General features: G+C 74.0%; 14 protein-coding genes. 10 read left to right on the top strand and 4 right to left on the bottom strand.

The annotated features are described in order from the left end of the window. The first annotated feature begins 197 nt into the window (after positions 1–197). From ACIP98_RS01050 to ACIP98_RS01030, 5 genes are all read left to right on the top strand, one after another. Entirely contained in the window at positions 198–554 is a 357-nt protein-coding gene (locus ACIP98_RS01050) for a WXG100 family type VII secretion target (RefSeq protein WP_401973076.1), read from the top strand. Positions 555–618: 64 nt separating this feature from the next. Further along, on the top strand, positions 619–2,223 hold the full coding sequence (locus ACIP98_RS01045) for a peptidoglycan-binding protein (RefSeq protein WP_401973075.1): 1,605 nt from the start codon (positions 619–621) through the stop codon (positions 2,221–2,223). Positions 2,224–2,242: 19 nt separating this feature from the next. Next, positions 2,243–2,668 carry a hypothetical protein gene (locus ACIP98_RS01040; RefSeq protein WP_401973074.1) on the top strand — a complete coding sequence of 142 codons (426 nt, stop codon included), beginning with the start codon at positions 2,243–2,245 and terminating at the stop codon, positions 2,666–2,668. 3 nt (positions 2,669–2,671) lie between these two features. After that, positions 2,672–3,091 carry a hypothetical protein gene (locus tag ACIP98_RS01035; RefSeq protein ID WP_401973073.1) on the top strand — a complete coding sequence of 140 codons (420 nt, stop codon included), beginning with the start codon at positions 2,672–2,674 and terminating at the stop codon, positions 3,089–3,091. Between the two features lie 101 nt (positions 3,092–3,192). Continuing rightward, positions 3,193–5,118, top strand: a complete 1,926-nt coding sequence (locus ACIP98_RS01030; RefSeq protein WP_401973072.1) for a sulfatase — start codon at positions 3,193–3,195, stop codon at positions 5,116–5,118. Between the two features lie 35 nt (positions 5,119–5,153). Here the strand turns inward: ACIP98_RS01030 and ACIP98_RS01025 are convergent, their stop codons facing one another. Both ACIP98_RS01025 and ACIP98_RS01020 read right to left on the bottom strand, forming a co-directional pair. After that, complete coding sequence (locus tag ACIP98_RS01025) at positions 5,154–5,471, bottom strand: hypothetical protein (protein ID WP_319660180.1); 318 nt, start codon at positions 5,469–5,471, stop codon at positions 5,154–5,156. 98 nt (positions 5,472–5,569) lie between these two features. Further along, the gene (locus ACIP98_RS01020; RefSeq protein WP_319660179.1) at positions 5,570–5,956 is read right to left on the bottom strand and encodes a hypothetical protein; all 387 of its coding nucleotides are present in this window, start codon (positions 5,954–5,956) and stop codon (positions 5,570–5,572) included. A 227-nt stretch (positions 5,957–6,183) separates the two neighbouring features. Here ACIP98_RS01020 and ACIP98_RS01015 point away from each other — a divergent pair, with 227 nt between their 5' ends. Further along, positions 6,184–7,149, top strand: a complete 966-nt coding sequence (locus ACIP98_RS01015; RefSeq protein WP_319660178.1) for a DUF1152 domain-containing protein — start codon at positions 6,184–6,186, stop codon at positions 7,147–7,149. On the opposite strand, the gene ACIP98_RS01010 is transcribed toward ACIP98_RS01015, so the two are convergent. Beyond that, a complete protein-coding gene (locus ACIP98_RS01010; RefSeq protein WP_401973071.1) occupies positions 7,079–8,941 on the bottom strand; it encodes a sensor histidine kinase in 1,863 nt (620 codons plus the stop codon). The two genes, ACIP98_RS01015 and ACIP98_RS01010, sit on opposite strands and share 71 nt — an antisense overlap. Beyond that, positions 8,938–9,636, bottom strand: coding sequence for a response regulator transcription factor (locus tag ACIP98_RS01005; RefSeq protein ID WP_319660176.1), 699 nt, complete (start codon positions 9,634–9,636; stop codon positions 8,938–8,940). The genes ACIP98_RS01010 and ACIP98_RS01005 overlap by 4 nt, the downstream gene beginning before the upstream one ends. A 123-nt stretch (positions 9,637–9,759) precedes the next feature. Here ACIP98_RS01005 and ACIP98_RS01000 point away from each other — a divergent pair, with 123 nt between their 5' ends. Genes ACIP98_RS01000 through ACIP98_RS00985 form a run of 4 tightly spaced genes read left to right on the top strand, consistent with a single transcriptional unit; the run spans position 9,760 to position 13,418 of the window. Further along, positions 9,760–10,398: a hypothetical protein gene (locus tag ACIP98_RS01000; protein WP_401973070.1), complete on the top strand. Its 639-nt coding sequence runs from the start codon at positions 9,760–9,762 to the stop codon at positions 10,396–10,398. Then, on the top strand, positions 10,391–11,518 hold the full coding sequence (locus ACIP98_RS00995) for a hypothetical protein (RefSeq protein ID WP_401973069.1): 1,128 nt from the start codon (positions 10,391–10,393) through the stop codon (positions 11,516–11,518). Before ACIP98_RS01000 ends, ACIP98_RS00995 begins: the two co-directional genes overlap by 8 nt. After that, entirely contained in the window at positions 11,515–12,225 is a 711-nt protein-coding gene (locus ACIP98_RS00990; protein WP_401973068.1) for an ABC transporter ATP-binding protein, read from the top strand. The genes ACIP98_RS00995 and ACIP98_RS00990 overlap by 4 nt, the downstream gene beginning before the upstream one ends. Next, positions 12,222–13,418 (top strand): ABC transporter permease, encoded by a 1,197-nt coding sequence (locus ACIP98_RS00985; protein ID WP_401973067.1) that lies wholly within the window; start codon positions 12,222–12,224, stop codon positions 13,416–13,418. The genes ACIP98_RS00990 and ACIP98_RS00985 overlap by 4 nt, the downstream gene beginning before the upstream one ends. The last annotated feature ends 40 nt before the right edge of the window (positions 13,419–13,458 follow it).

Raw genomic sequence — 13,458 nt, 5'->3', positions numbered from 1 at the left:
CGTGGACCGCGGAGCTGAGCCGGACCCCGCAGGGGGCGTCACCTTCGAGATCAACCGCCGGGCGCGGGGGCGCATCCGACGACCACCGGCGACCGCTGACGCCGGGCCGGGCCGGGCCGGGCCGGGTAAAGGAGGGGTATTGCTATAGTCGCCGGCGGTCAAGTGACCGGCCAGTACGCGTGATTCGGGGGATGCGCATGAGCGGCTCGGGTGGGTACGAGGTCCAGCGCGGCGGCATGGGCGACCAGGCGGGCCGCCTCGACCGCGCCGGGGACGACACCGGCGGCATCGGAGAGATCCTCGCCCGGCAGCCGTGCCGGACCGCCGACGCGCTCGGCGGCTCCGACTCCGGCCCGGCGTACGACCGGTTCGCCGCCGCCTGGCAGGCCGAGGCCCGGCTGCTGGAGGAGGCACTGCACGAACTCGCGGGCAGGGTACGCCTGTCCGCCCGTGCCTACGGGACCGCCGAGCACGAGGCCGGGAACGGGATCCGGCGCGCGGCGACCACAACCGTCCCGGCGGAACCCGCGGGCCCGCACTCGGTCTTCGGATAGCCGCGGCGCCGGCATCCACCGCCACCTGCCCACCGCCGTACGACACCACGGGGACCCATCAGCCATGCCCGACACGGGGGAATCCACCACCGACCGCCGCGAGCGCCTGAGCGCCGCACGGGACGACATCGCCGGCGCCGACAGCAAGAACAGCCTCATCGGGGCGATCAGGAAGGCCCTGGAGGTGTCGGCCCCGGTGGGCGACCCCGACATCCTGGAGACCCTGGGCACCACCTACCGCAAGCAGGCCGACCAGGCGGAGAAGGTCCACGACGAGGTGGAGTCCGTGGCCCGGTCAGGACTGCCGGAGGTGTGGGTGGGCGACACCGGCGCGCGCGCCGCGGACGTCGTGGCCGCCGCCTTCCGCGACGCGGAGCAGATGGCCGTCGCCTTCCGCGCGGTGGGCGGCGCGCTGATGACGCTCTCCACGGCCGTGGAGTCCGCGCGGGCCGAGGACCGCGACGGGCGCGAGCAGTTGCGCGAGGCGCTGACGATCCTGGGCGACGAGGACGGCTTCTTCGACGACATGGTCGAGAAGGACGCGGAGGAGGCCGAGCGCCGCCGCGCCCAGTCCGTCGCCGGCGCCGGGGCCGAGCGCCTGCACGCCGCCGCCGTCACCGCCGACGACGCCGCGCGCGCCGCCGCCCGTGAGCTCGACAAGTACGCCGCCGAGGCCCGCGCCGCCCGCATGGACACCGGCGAACTGTCCGCCGCCGACCGCCTCGCCCTCGCCGACACGGGCGTGGCCGGTGGGGACCGCGAGCACAACGAGATCCTCACCGCGACCGACCTGGACCGCGCCGGACAGCGCATGGACCGGATGTCGCCGGCCGACCGTGCGCGCTTCGAGGGGATGCTCGCCGACGCCTCCACCCCGGAGGAACGCGCCTACCTCACCAAGGCCATGGCCGCGGGATACGACGTGGACGAGGTCGCGGCCTTCCGCGACAAGATCCACGGCAGGGACCCGGTCTGGCTGCAGCGGCACCTGACGCCGTATGTCACGCGCGACGACAGCCTCGCCGACGAGGGCCGCAACCCCGACGGCTCCAACGTCAACTCCGACCAGGCCGACTTCAACGGCGAGCGCTGGTCCCAGGAGGGCCCCACCTGCGTGCCCTCGTCGGTGGTCACCGGCCGGGCGATGGTCGACCCGGTCTACGCCCTGGAGCTGACCGGCGGCCCGAGCGGGCAGGAGGAGGACACCGGCGCCTTCCGCGAACGGCTCCGCGACGAGCAGTCACGGCTGTACGAGGAGGGCGACGGCGGCTACGCGTACGACTTCCCCTTCGGCCGCGAGCGCACCGGCATGGACCTGGAGGGGCAGACCGAGATCGCCGACAAGGAGATCAGCCCGCACACCGGCAGCGAGTACCACCAGCAGGACGTCCGCAGCGCCGACGCCCGCCGCGACGTGCTGCCGGACATCGAGCGTTCCGTCGCCGAGGGCAAGCCGGTGCCGGTCAACATCGAGGGGAAGGACGAGCACGGCGACCGCGTCGGTCACGCCGTGATGATCGTCGGCCAGGAGGGCGACATGCTCCAGGTCTACAACCCCTGGGGCCACACCACCTGGATCAGCGAGGACGACTTCGTGGACGGCCGCATGGACCGGACCGCCGACAACCGCATGCCCGACGCCTATTCCGTCCACCTGCCCGCCGAGTGAACCCGCCCGAGGACCGCCGATGAACACCAGATCGCTCCCGGCCGCCGCGGCCACGACGGCCGCCGTGCTCCTCGGCCTGACCGGCTGCTCGCCGGGCACCGCGGAGTACGGCACCGGCACGCGCGCCATCGAGGCGGCGCCCGGCGAGGAGTTCCGCATCTCCGTGCCCTACGACCCCGGGCAGGGGGAGTGGTGGTACCGCGTCGACCCGGCCCCGGACAGCGCGGTGCTGCGCGCGGGCGCCGAGGACGGGGACGACGGCGCGAAGACCTTCGCCTTCGAGGCCGTCGGCACGGGCCGCACGCAGGTCCGGCTGCTGCACTGCCCGGCCCGCACATGCGTGGGCGCGGGCCCCACGGCCTCGCCCTCGCCGGGCGTCACCGCCCAGCACACCGCCACCGATTCCGTGCCCCGCTATTACACGTACACCGTCACCGTGAGGTAACCCATGGCCCCGTCCCCCGCTCCCCTCACCGAAGCCGAGCTGGCCGACCGTGCCGAACAGGGCCTGCCGGTGCTGCTCCGCCACGGCCTGAGCGGTCCGGGGCCGCAGCGCACCGCGCTCTTCGGCGACGGGGCCGTCGGCGCGGCCGTCCTGCTGGCCCGGCTGGACGTCCGCCCGCGCGCGGTCGCCGCACTGGCCGGGCTGGTCCGCGCGGGCGGTACGCAGGCCGCGGCCGCGCTGGCCGAGCCGCTGCCGGGCCCGCGGGCGACCGCCCTCGCACAGCGCTGGCTCATCGCGGCGGACGTCTCCGGTGCCGGCGTCGACATCGACACCGACGAGACCACCGCGCGCTGGCTGACCGCCGTCGCGGACATCATGGGTCTGCGTGTGGCAATGGGGAGGCAAAACCCGCCGGGGCGTTGAACCTGGCGCACCGTGAGGTCGTACAGCACCGTAGAAAGCGGCGGTCCAGCACTCCGGCCCGCCACGCCGTCAGCGGGGCCTCGTACGGAAGGACCTTCGGGTTGTCGCTCTTCACGCGTTCTCAACAGCCGCCGGGCACGGACAAGGACGTGCCGCCCGACGAGACCGGCGTCCCCGAGGACGCCGCGGCCCAGCAGGGCCCGGCCGAACCGGCCGACACCGCGACGGAGTCCACCGAGGCCACGGAAGCCGCCGACGCCCCCGAACCGGCCGAGCCCGGCGACCCCGACCCCGACACGGCGGCTCAGGCCGCAGAGCCCGAGGCTGCCGGGGGGAACCCGGCCGAGGCCGTCGGCGCGCCCGCCCGGGACGAGACCCCGCGCGGATGGCGCGGGCGGTATCCGGGGGCGGCACGAGGGGTGGCGACGGCGACGACCGTGCTGGCCGCGGTGCTCGTGCTGGGTGCCGTGCTGCTGCCGGACACGCTGGACAGGCTGACGGTCGCGCAGTTCACGCGGATCCCGGCGGAGGCCCTGCTCGGTGTGGGGCTGGCGCTGCTGCTCCCGCCGCGGCCGCGGCGGATCGCCGCCGTCGTGCTCGGCATCGTGCTCGGTCTGCTGACCCTCCTGAAGTTCCTCGACATGGGCTTCTGGTCGGTGCTCTACCGCCCCTTCGACCCCGTGCTGGACTGGACCCTGATCAGCGACGGCGAGGAGTACCTGAAGGAGACCTCCGGCCAGGCCTTCGCCGTCGCCGCCGTCATCGGGGCGATCCTGCTGGTCGTGGCCCTGCTCGTGCTCATGACGCTGGCCCTCGTGCGGATGAGCGACGTCGTCGCCCGGCACAGTGCCGTGGCGACCCGCGGCACGCTGGTGCTCGGGACGCTGTGGGTGGCGCTGGCGGCCTTCGGGGTGCGGATCGCCGGTGATCCGCTGGCCGCGAAGACCACGGTGGAACAGGCCACGAACCACGTCCACATGGCGCAGGTCAGCCTGGCGGACTCGAAGGAATTCGCCAAGGAGGCGGCCGTCGACCCGTTCGCCCACGTGCCGCCGGACCAGTTGCTGAGCGGGCTGCGCGGCAAGGACGTGATCTTCGCCTTCGTGGAGAGCTACGGCCGCAGCGCGGTCGAGTCGCCGGAGATGGCGCCCCAGGTGGACGCGATGCTGGCGGACGGGACGCGCCGGCTGAAGGCGGCCGGCTTCTCCTCGCGGAGCGCGTTCCTCACCTCGCCGACGTTCGGCGGCGGGAGCTGGCTGGCGCACTCGACGTTCCTGTCGGGGCTGTGGATCGACAACCAGCAGCGCTACCGCACCGTCACCTCCAGCGACCGGCTCACCCTCACCGGCGCCTTCCAACGGGCGGACGCCTGGCGCACGGTGGGCATCATGCCGGGTGTCATCCGGTCCTGGCCGGAGGGCAAGTTCTACGGGCTGGACCACGTCTACGACTCCCAGCACCTCGGCTACAAGGGCCCCAACTTCAGCTGGTCGCCGGTGCCGGACCAGTACAGCCTGGAGGCCTTCCAGCGCATGGAGCACGGCCAGAAGCACGACAAGCCGCTGATGAGCGAGATCATCCTGGTCTCCAGCCACCGCCCCTGGGCGCCGATCCCGCGCACGGTGGGCTGGGACGAGCTCGGCGACGGCTCGGTCTTCAACGCCATCAACAAGGAGGGCAAGAACCCCGACGACGTCTGGAAGAGCGCGCACTCGGTGCGCCAGGAGTACGCCAAGTCCATCGAGTACACGGTGAGCAACCTGGTGTCGTGGGTGGAGCGGTACGGCAACGACAACACCGTGCTGGTCTTCCTGGGCGACCACCAGCCGACCACCATGGTCAGCGGGAAGAACCCGAGCCACGACGTGCCGATCGCGATCGTCGCCCACGACAAGGACGTGCTCGACCGCATGTCGGGCTGGGGCTGGCAGGACGGCCTCCGGCCGCACCCGGACGCGCCGGTGTGGCGGATGGACACCTTCCGCAACCGCTTCCTGACCACCTACGGGGCGAAGACCGCGCCGTAGCGCGGCCTTCGCGGGACGGACCGGCGCGAACCGCGTCAGCCGCCGATGGCCCGGGTGAGCTGCTGGATGTTGTTCCAGCTGTTGTCGCCCGAGCCGTCGTAGGTGTTGGAACTGTTCGGAGAGGCGATGGCGATGATGGGGTTGCCGCTGTTGTTCGCGGTCCCGTTGATCGTGACGTTCTGGCTGTTGTTGAGGTTTCCGCTGTCCACCGGGCCGTTGGCGCAGACCCGGGTGTTCGGCGTGCAGCGGGCGCGGACGTCGGCCGGCCCGGCTGCGAGCGCCGGCGCGGTGCCGGCCAGCAGCAGGGTCCCCGCGCCGGCGGTCATGAGGGCGTATCGCACGGCTCGTGTCATCGCAGACCTCTCGATCCTCACGCCCCCCGTGGGCGGAATCAGCACATGCGCCACCATTGTCCGCCGGGCTCCCCTGCCCGACCACTCGGCGCCCCCGGCTAGCGTCCCCGGCCGCCCTGTCCCCGGATGACCTGGGTCGAGTTGGCGCTGTCCACGGCGTCGCCGTTGACCGCGTTGTTGGAACCGGTGGAGCCGTTGGAGCTCGACAGGTTGCCGCTGTTGTTGGGGTTGCCGCGGTTGACGAAATTCCCGCTGTTGCGGCTGTTGCCGCTGCGGATCGGGCCGTTCACGCAGGTCACGGGACCGTGGTAGGTGAAGCCGATCAGCGGCCCGCAGACCACGTTGGGCCCCGCCTGGAGCACCGTGCCGACGTCCGCGCCCGCGACCGCGTGCAGCAGCGACGGCTCCGGGCCCGGTACCTGGGCGGCGGCCTCCCCCGGCACGGTGGCCAGGGCACCCAGGGCTCCCGCGACGACGACTCCCACTCGGGCGATCCTCTTCACCGTTCCCCGTATCCCTCGACCCCGCGGCCCCTGCGCAGGCGACCCCGCCGCACGACCCCGACACCGCGGTTATACACCGCTTGTCCCAGCTCGTCCGGCGGTCCGCCGCCCGCTCCCCGGTCGCCACGCGCGTCCCGCCGGGGTTTTCCCCCGAACGGCCCAACGCCTCCCCGGGCGGCGGTCCCGCGAGGGGCTGTTACCGTCCCCCGGTGCTCTCCCTTGACGAGCCGGCCCTCTTCACGCGGCTGCGGGACGCCCGGCGGGTGCTCGTGGCCGGAGCGGGCGGCGGATTCGACGTGTACGCCGGGCTTCCCCTGGCGCTGGCGCTGCGCACGGCCGGCAAGGAGGTGGCGTTGGCCAACCTGTCGTTCGCGGATCTGTACGGCCTGGACACGGACGTGTGGCTGGAGCCGGGCGTCGCCGCGATCCGCCCGGACACCGTGGCGCGCGGCACGTACTTCCCGGAACGCAGCCTCGCCCGGTGGCTGGAGGGGCGGGGGATGCCGTCCACGGTGTACGCGCTGGAGCGCACGGGCGTGGAGCCGCTGCGCGCGGCCTACCGGGCGCTGATCGCGCACCTGGGCGGGGTCGACGCGATCGTGCTGGCCGACGGGGGCACCGACATCCTGATGCGGGGTGACGAGCACGGTCTCGGCACCCCGGAGGAGGACATGGCGAGCCTCGGCGCCGTCCACGGGCTGACCGACGTGGCCGAGCGTCTCGTGGTGTGCCTCGGCTTCGGGGTGGACGCGTACCACGGCGTCAACCACACACTGGTGCTGGAGAACCTGGCCGCGCTGGAACGGGACGGCGCGTACCTCGGCGCGTTCTCCCTGCCGCGCGACAGCCGCGAGGGAGCGCTCTACCTGGACGCGGTCGCCGACGCGCAGGCCGCGACGCCCGACCACCCGAGCATCGTCAACGGCTCGGTGGCGGCCGCCGTGCGCGGCGAGTTCGGGAACGCGCAGTTCACCGAGCGCACCCGGCACAGCGAGTTGTTCGTCAATCCGCTGATGGCGCTGTACTTCTGCGTGGACGCCGTGGGCCTGGCCCGCCGCAACCTGTACCTCGACCGGCTGGAGGGCACGCAGCTCACCCGGCAGATCAGCTCGATCGTCGAGGAGTTCCGCGACGGGCTTCCGCGTCAGCGGCCGCCCCGGACGTTTCCCCACTGAACGGCAGCCGCAGGGTGAAGACCGAGCCGGCGCCCAGGGTGCTCTCGGCGCCGACCGTACCGCCGTGGGCCTGCGTGAGGTTGCGGACGATGGCGAGGCCCAGACCGCTGCCGCCGGTGCTGCGGCTGCGGGACTTCTCGGCGCGCCAGAAGCGGTCGAAGACGTGCGGCAGGTCCTCGGCCGCGATGCCGGTGCCGGTGTCGGCGACCGCGACGAGGGCGGTGTCGCCGGCGCGCCGGCCGCGCAGGGTGACGGTGCCGCCGGCCGGGGTGTGACGGAGGGCGTTGGAGACCAGGTTGCCGACCGCCTGACGCAGCCGGACCGGGTCGCCGTGCAGGCCGCCGAGGTCGTCGGCGGTGTCCACGGCGAGGACGACCCCGGCCTTGTCGGCGCGGCCGCGGTGCGCGCCGGCGACCTGGCGCAGCAGGTCCGCGAGGTCCACCGGGCCCTTGTGGAGCCGTAGTTCGCCGGCGTCGGCGGCGGCGAGGTCCTGCAGGTCGTCCACGACGTGCTGGAGCAGCAGCGCCTCCTCCAGCAGCGAGGAGATCAGGGCCCGGTCGGCGGGGACGATGCCGTCCTCGGCGGCCTCCAGCCAGCCGCGGATGGTGCTGAGCGGGGTCCGCAGCTCGTGGGCCACGTCGCCGACCATGGCGGTGCGCAGCCGCTCCAGTTCGGCCCGGCGCCGGGACATGTCGTTGAAGACCTCCGCGAGCCGGCTGATCTCGTCGCGGCCGGTGACCGCCACCCGCGCGGAGACGTCGCCGTCCTTGAACCGCCGGGCCGCCCCGGTCAGCGCGCGCAGCGGCCGTACCAGCCGCAGGCCCAGGACGACGGTGACGGCCACGGTGAGCAGCAGCACACCCCCGACAACCCCGGCGATCCGCACCCGGTTGGGGGCGGACAGGTCGAAGGGGGAGGAGGGGACGGCCGCCTCCGGGTCGGGAGCGCCCACGAAGAGCAGCGCGGGCGGGGCGACGTACGGGGTGAGTTGCTCACGGCGGGCGGTGGCCAGGCACTGCGCCTGCGTGCGCCGGGCCGCCGGGCTCCGGGACCCGGTGGTCGTCCAGGTCAGGTCGAGGGCGAGCTGCACGGGCGGGGCGTCGCGGCGGGCGAGGCAGGTGTCGGCCAGGGTGTTGAGCCGGGCGAGCGCGCGGGCCTCGGTGGCCGTGGGCTCGCCCAGGTCGACCGCCTCGCAGCGGGAGCCGGTGGGCGGCTGCACGAGGTAGGTCTGCAGCCGCGGCCGCCCGCTGGGCGTGGTGGTGACGGTGGTGTCGATGCCGAAGACGTCGTGCAGGCAGGCAGCCTTCCGCTGGGCCAGTTCCCTCAGGTGGTCGCGTTCGGTGGGCGGCAGCCGGAACGGGCCGACCGCCCGCGGGTCGATGCGGTCGGAGTCGACCGCGCCGGGCACGAAGACCGAGTCGACCGCAAGGGGGTCCACGGTCGCCGACGCCCGGTCGGGCAACGGCGCGGAACGGGCGCCGGAGGAACCGGCGGAGTCGGCGAACGGCCGGCGGTTCTGGTCGGTGAGGGCGATCCGGTGCCCGGTCTTCCGCGCCAGCCGGTCGACCAGCGGCTGCGCGCCGTGCCAGTCGTCCTGGCCCGCCGCGAGGCCCAGCAGCGCGTCGTAGATCCGTGCGTCGTCGGCGAAGGCCTGGCCCTGCTCCTGGTGGATCGCCCGCGCGGTGGTGCGGACGGCGAGCCAGGCGGTCGCGCCGATCGAGCAGACGGATATCAGCACGGACAGGACGAGCAACCGCAGCACCAGGCTGCCGCGCAGGCCCGGCCGGGTCACACGTCCCCCGCGAGCTTGTAGCCCACGCCGTAGACGGTGAGCAGGCGGATCGGGCGGGCCGGGTCGGGCTCGATCTTGCGGCGCAGGTTCATCACGTGGGTGTCCACCGTCCGCACGGTGAAGTACCGCCCGGTCCCGTGCAGTTGGGCGAGTATCTGCTCACGGGTGAAGACCCGTCCTGGCTGCTCCGCGAGGGTCTCCAGCAGCCGGAACTCCCCCGGTGTGCAGTCGATCGGCTCGCCGTCGCAGCTCACCTCGTGGCGTACCGGGTCGACGGCGAGGCCGCCCGCGGTCAGAACGGGGTCCGGGCGGGGGGCGGCGGCCGGCGCGGGGCGGGCCCGCCGCAGCAGGGTCCGCACCCGGGCGACCAGCTCCCGCGGGCTGTAGGGCTTGGCCATGTAGTCGTCGGCGCCCAGGTCCAGGCCGAGCAGCAGGTCGTCCTCGGTACAGCGGGCGGTCAGCATCAGCACCGGCAGGTCGGACTCGCGGCGCAGGATGCGGCAGACGTCGAGGCCGTCGACCTTGGGCATCATCACGTCCAGGACGAGCAGGTGCGGCGGATCGCGGCGCAGTTCCTCCAGCGCGGCCCGGCCGTCGTGCACGACGGTCACCGTGTGACCCTCGTGCTCCAGGTAGAGGCGGACCAGCTGGGCCTGCTTGGTGTCGTCCTCGGCGACCAGGATGCGTGCGCTCATGCCGGGAGTATAGATATGACAAATGACGCGATTCCCTGGTCGCGGGCGCTTCCGGGACGGGACCAACGGACCGCGAACGCTTCCTGACAGCTTCCCCACATTCGCCGCCCACGATGGGGCGGCATGACCCGCTCACGCATCCCCCGCCGCGTCCCGCGCTCCTTGGGGGCCGCCGCCGTCCCCGCCGCCGTCCTCGCCTCCGCCCTGCTGCTGGCCGGCTGCGGCGGCTCCTCCTCCCCGGCCGGCGACACCGCCGCCGGCAAGGACGACGTCGCCTCGCTGCAGACCGCGTCCGCCCCGCCCGCCGGGGACACCTCCCCCACCGCCGCGGCCCCTTCCCCTTCCACGGCCGCCGACCAGGGCCGGCCGCAACTGCGCCTGGACATGACCGACGCCGAGACGCAGGTCTACTGGGAGGGCTACTGGAAGTGCCTGAAGGAGCACGGGCACAAGATGAACCTCCAGCGCGGCCCCTACTCCGTCGACCAGAACGACAACAGCCCCACCGCCAAGGCCGCCGAGAAGGCCTGCGCCGGGAAGCTGCCCCTCCAGCCGCCCGAGACCGAGCGCGAGACCAACCCCGACTTCGACGAGGACTACCGCGACTACATCGCCTGCCTCAACAACGGGGGCCTGCACGTCACGGCGCTGCCGGGCAACACCGGCTGGACCTACACCGGCACGAACACCCTGAGCCCCGAGAAGTCGGCGGACCTCGACCTGAGCTGCAAGGTCAAGTCCTTCGGCGGCAAGCATGGCTGAGCACCGCCTCCACGTGCGCCGCCGGCACCGGTTCACGGTGACCCTGGCCGTCCTGCTGTCCGCCGGGACGGCCGGGGCGGGCACCTTCGCCTGGAACGCGCGGGCCGGCAGTCACGAGACCGCGCCCGAGCAGCCGGTCCACCTCCACACCGCCAAGGTGGCCAGGACCGACCTCTCGACCCGCCGCACGATGCCCGGCACCCTCGGCTACGGCCGGCCGCTGCCGCTGCGCGGCAAGGGCGCGGGCACGGTCACCCGGCTGCCGTCCCCCGGCGCGCGGGCCGCCCGCGGCAAGCCCCTGTACTGGGTGAACGACCAGCCCGTCACCGTCTTCTTCGGCGACACCCCGTTCTTCCGCCCGCTGGACAAGCCGGGGCTGCACGGCCGGGACGTCACGGTGCTGGCCGACAACCTCAGGGCCCTGGGGTACGACACCGGGGACACCGGGTGGTCGTCGCGCGGCACGGCCGGGGCGGACGGCGCGTCCGGCGGGGACGAGTTCACCCCCGCCCTGAGCGCCGCGCTCAAGCGGTGGCAGCAGCACACCGGCCAGCAGGCGACCGGCACCCTCGCACTCGGCCGGGCCGTGGTCCTGCCGGGGCCGGTGCGGGTGAACACCGTCGGAGCCGTCCTGGGGGACCCCGCGGAGGCGGACCTGCTGACGTACACCTCGACGGCCAAGTCGGTGGCGCTCACCCTGGACGCCACCGACGTGGGCGGCGTCCGCACCGGGCAGGCCGTCACCGTCACGCTGCCCGACAACCGGGAGGTCCCGGCCACCGTCACCGTGGTCGCCCGCGCCGTCCAGGGCGGCTCCTCGGACGAGGAGCAGGCACAGGCCGGCCCGCCCACGGTCGCCGTCACCGTCACCCCGCGGCGGGCCGCGGACGTCGAGGCGCTGGACTCCGCCTCCGTACAGGTCCTGTTCACCAGCACCGAGCGCAAGGGCGTCCTCACCGTCCCCGTCACCGCGCTCGTCGCACTCCGGGAGGGCGGGTACGCGGTGCAGCGGCCCGGGGGCGCCCTGGTCGCGGTGAAGACCGGGATGTTCTCCGACGGCCTGGTGGAGATCAGCGGACCGGGCGTCAGCGAGGGCATGACCGTGGTGACGGCCTCATGAGCAGGCCGCCCGCCGCGCCCGTCCTCGTCGTGGACGAGGTGAGCAAGACCTACCCCGGCGGCGTCACGGCCCTGGACCGGGTGTCGCTCACCGTCGGGGAGGGCGAACTGCTGGCCATCCTGGGGCCGTCCGGGTCCGGCAAGTCCACGCTGCTGCACATCATGGGCACCCTGGACCGGCCGACCTCCGGCACCGTCGAGATCGCCGGGCACGCCGTCTCAGGACTGGACGACGGCCGGCTGTCCGCGCTGCGCGCCCGGCTGCTCGGCTTCGTCTTCCAGCACTTCCACCTCACCGACGGCCTCGACGCGGCGGAGAACGTCGCCACCGGCCTGCTGTACGCGGGCGTGCCGCGCCGGCTGCGGCGCCCGCGCGCCGAGGAGGCACTGGCCCGGGTGGGCCTGGCGCACCGCACCCGCCATCTGCCGCACCAATTGTCGGGCGGCGAACGGCAGCGGGTCGCCATCGCCCGCGCACTGGCCAACGAGCCCGCGCTGGTGCTCGCCGACGAACCGACCGGGGCCCTGGACAGCACCAACGGGCAGGCCGTGCTGGACCTGCTGACCGCGCTCAACCGGGAGGGCACCACCATCGCGGTCATCACCCACGACCGGGACGTCGCCGCCCGGCTGCCGCGCCGGGTGGAACTGCGCGACGGCCGGATCTCCTCCGACACCACCCGCACCCCCGCCGGGAGTCCCGTATGAACCAGCGCATCAGACTCGCCCCCCTGGACGTCCTGCGGCTCGGCCTGCTGGGCCTGCGCACCCGCAGGACCCGGGCCGCGCTGTCCGCGCTGGGCATCGCCATCGGCATCGCGACGCTCGTCGTGGTCACCGGCATCCCCGCCTCCAGCCAGCGGGCGCTGATGGACGAACTGTCCGCGCTGGGCACCAACATGCTGCGTGCCCAGCCGCCGCCGTCCGGCAGCGGGCCGGAAGCCCTGCTCCCCGAGGCCGCCGACGCCATGGCCGCCCGCATCGGCCCCGTCACCAGCGCGAGCGCGGTCGCCAACACCCATGCGACGGTGCGGCGTTCCGATCTGGCCGATCCCAACGACTCGATCGGGATGACCGTCCTGGCCGCCAGGACCAACCTGCTGGACACGATCGGCGGCGGTATGGGGTCGGGGCGGTTCCTCACCCCCGCCAGCGAGCACTTCCCGACCGCCGTCCTGGGCCCCCGCGCCGCGTCCCGGCTGGGCTTCGACCGGATCGTCCCGGGCAGCGAGCCGCTGGTGTCCATCGACGGCCACGCGTTCACCGTGATCGGCGTGCTCCGGCCGATGCCGCTCACCCCCGAACTGGAGACCTCCGTCCTGGTCGGCTGGGACGCGGCCCGCCACACCCTGGGCTTCGACGGCCACCCCACGGTGATCTACGTCAAGGCGGTCGAGTCGCGGATCGAGGCGGTGCGCGACGTGCTGCCCGCCACCGTCAACCCCGAACTGCCCGGCCTGGTTCAGGTCAGCCGCCCCTCGGACGCGCTGGCCGCCAAGCGCGCCACACAGCACACCTTCTCGGCCCTCTTCCTGGGCCTGGCCGGGGTCGCCCTGCTGGTCGGCGGGATCGGCGTGGCCAACACCATGGTGGTCTCGGTGCTGGAGCGGCGCCGGGAGATCGGCCTGCGCCGGGCCCTGGGCGCCAACCGCCGCCAGATCCGGGGGCAGTTCCTCGCGGAGTCCGTCGCCCTGTCCGTCCTGGGCGGGCTCACCGGCACCGTCCTGGGCGCGGCGGCGACGGCCGGCTACGCGCTCTCCCGGTCGTGGCCGCCGGTCCTGCCGCCGCTCGCGCTCGCCGCGGGTGTGCTCGGCGCGCTCGTCGTGGGCGCGGCCGCGGGTGTCTACCCGGCGGTCCGTGCCTCGCGGCTGCCCCCGACGGAGGCGCTGGCGGCGGTGTGACGCGGCCCCGGGGGCAGGCGGCGGTACCCCGCCCCCGGGG

The sequence above is a fragment of the Streptomyces sp. NPDC088354 genome, assembly GCF_044753585.1.
Taxonomy (GTDB): Bacteria; Actinomycetota; Actinomycetes; order Streptomycetales; family Streptomycetaceae; genus Actinacidiphila.
Note: the sequence above shows the minus strand (reverse complement) of the source record. Positions and strands in the feature narration are given on the sequence as shown.

Excerpts from the sequence above, each read along its gene's own strand:
- ACIP98_RS01050 (WP_401973076.1), top strand. The coding sequence starts at position 198 with ATGAGCGGCTCGGGTGGGTACGAGGTCCAGCGCGGCGGCATGGGCGAC.
- ACIP98_RS01045 (WP_401973075.1), top strand. The coding sequence starts at position 619 with ATGCCCGACACGGGGGAATCCACCACCGACCGCCGCGAGCGCCTGAGC.
- ACIP98_RS01040 (WP_401973074.1), top strand. The coding sequence starts at position 2,243 with ATGAACACCAGATCGCTCCCGGCCGCCGCGGCCACGACGGCCGCCGTG.
- ACIP98_RS01035 (WP_401973073.1), top strand. The coding sequence starts at position 2,672 with ATGGCCCCGTCCCCCGCTCCCCTCACCGAAGCCGAGCTGGCCGACCGT.
- ACIP98_RS01025 (WP_319660180.1), bottom strand. The coding sequence starts at position 5,471 with ATGACACGAGCCGTGCGATACGCCCTCATGACCGCCGGCGCGGGGACC.
- ACIP98_RS01005 (WP_319660176.1), bottom strand. The coding sequence starts at position 9,636 with ATGAGCGCACGCATCCTGGTCGCCGAGGACGACACCAAGCAGGCCCAG.
- ACIP98_RS01000 (WP_401973070.1), top strand. The coding sequence starts at position 9,760 with ATGACCCGCTCACGCATCCCCCGCCGCGTCCCGCGCTCCTTGGGGGCC.
- ACIP98_RS00995 (WP_401973069.1), top strand. The coding sequence starts at position 10,391 with ATGGCTGAGCACCGCCTCCACGTGCGCCGCCGGCACCGGTTCACGGTG.
- ACIP98_RS00990 (WP_401973068.1), top strand. The coding sequence starts at position 11,515 with ATGAGCAGGCCGCCCGCCGCGCCCGTCCTCGTCGTGGACGAGGTGAGC.
- ACIP98_RS00985 (WP_401973067.1), top strand. The coding sequence starts at position 12,222 with ATGAACCAGCGCATCAGACTCGCCCCCCTGGACGTCCTGCGGCTCGGC.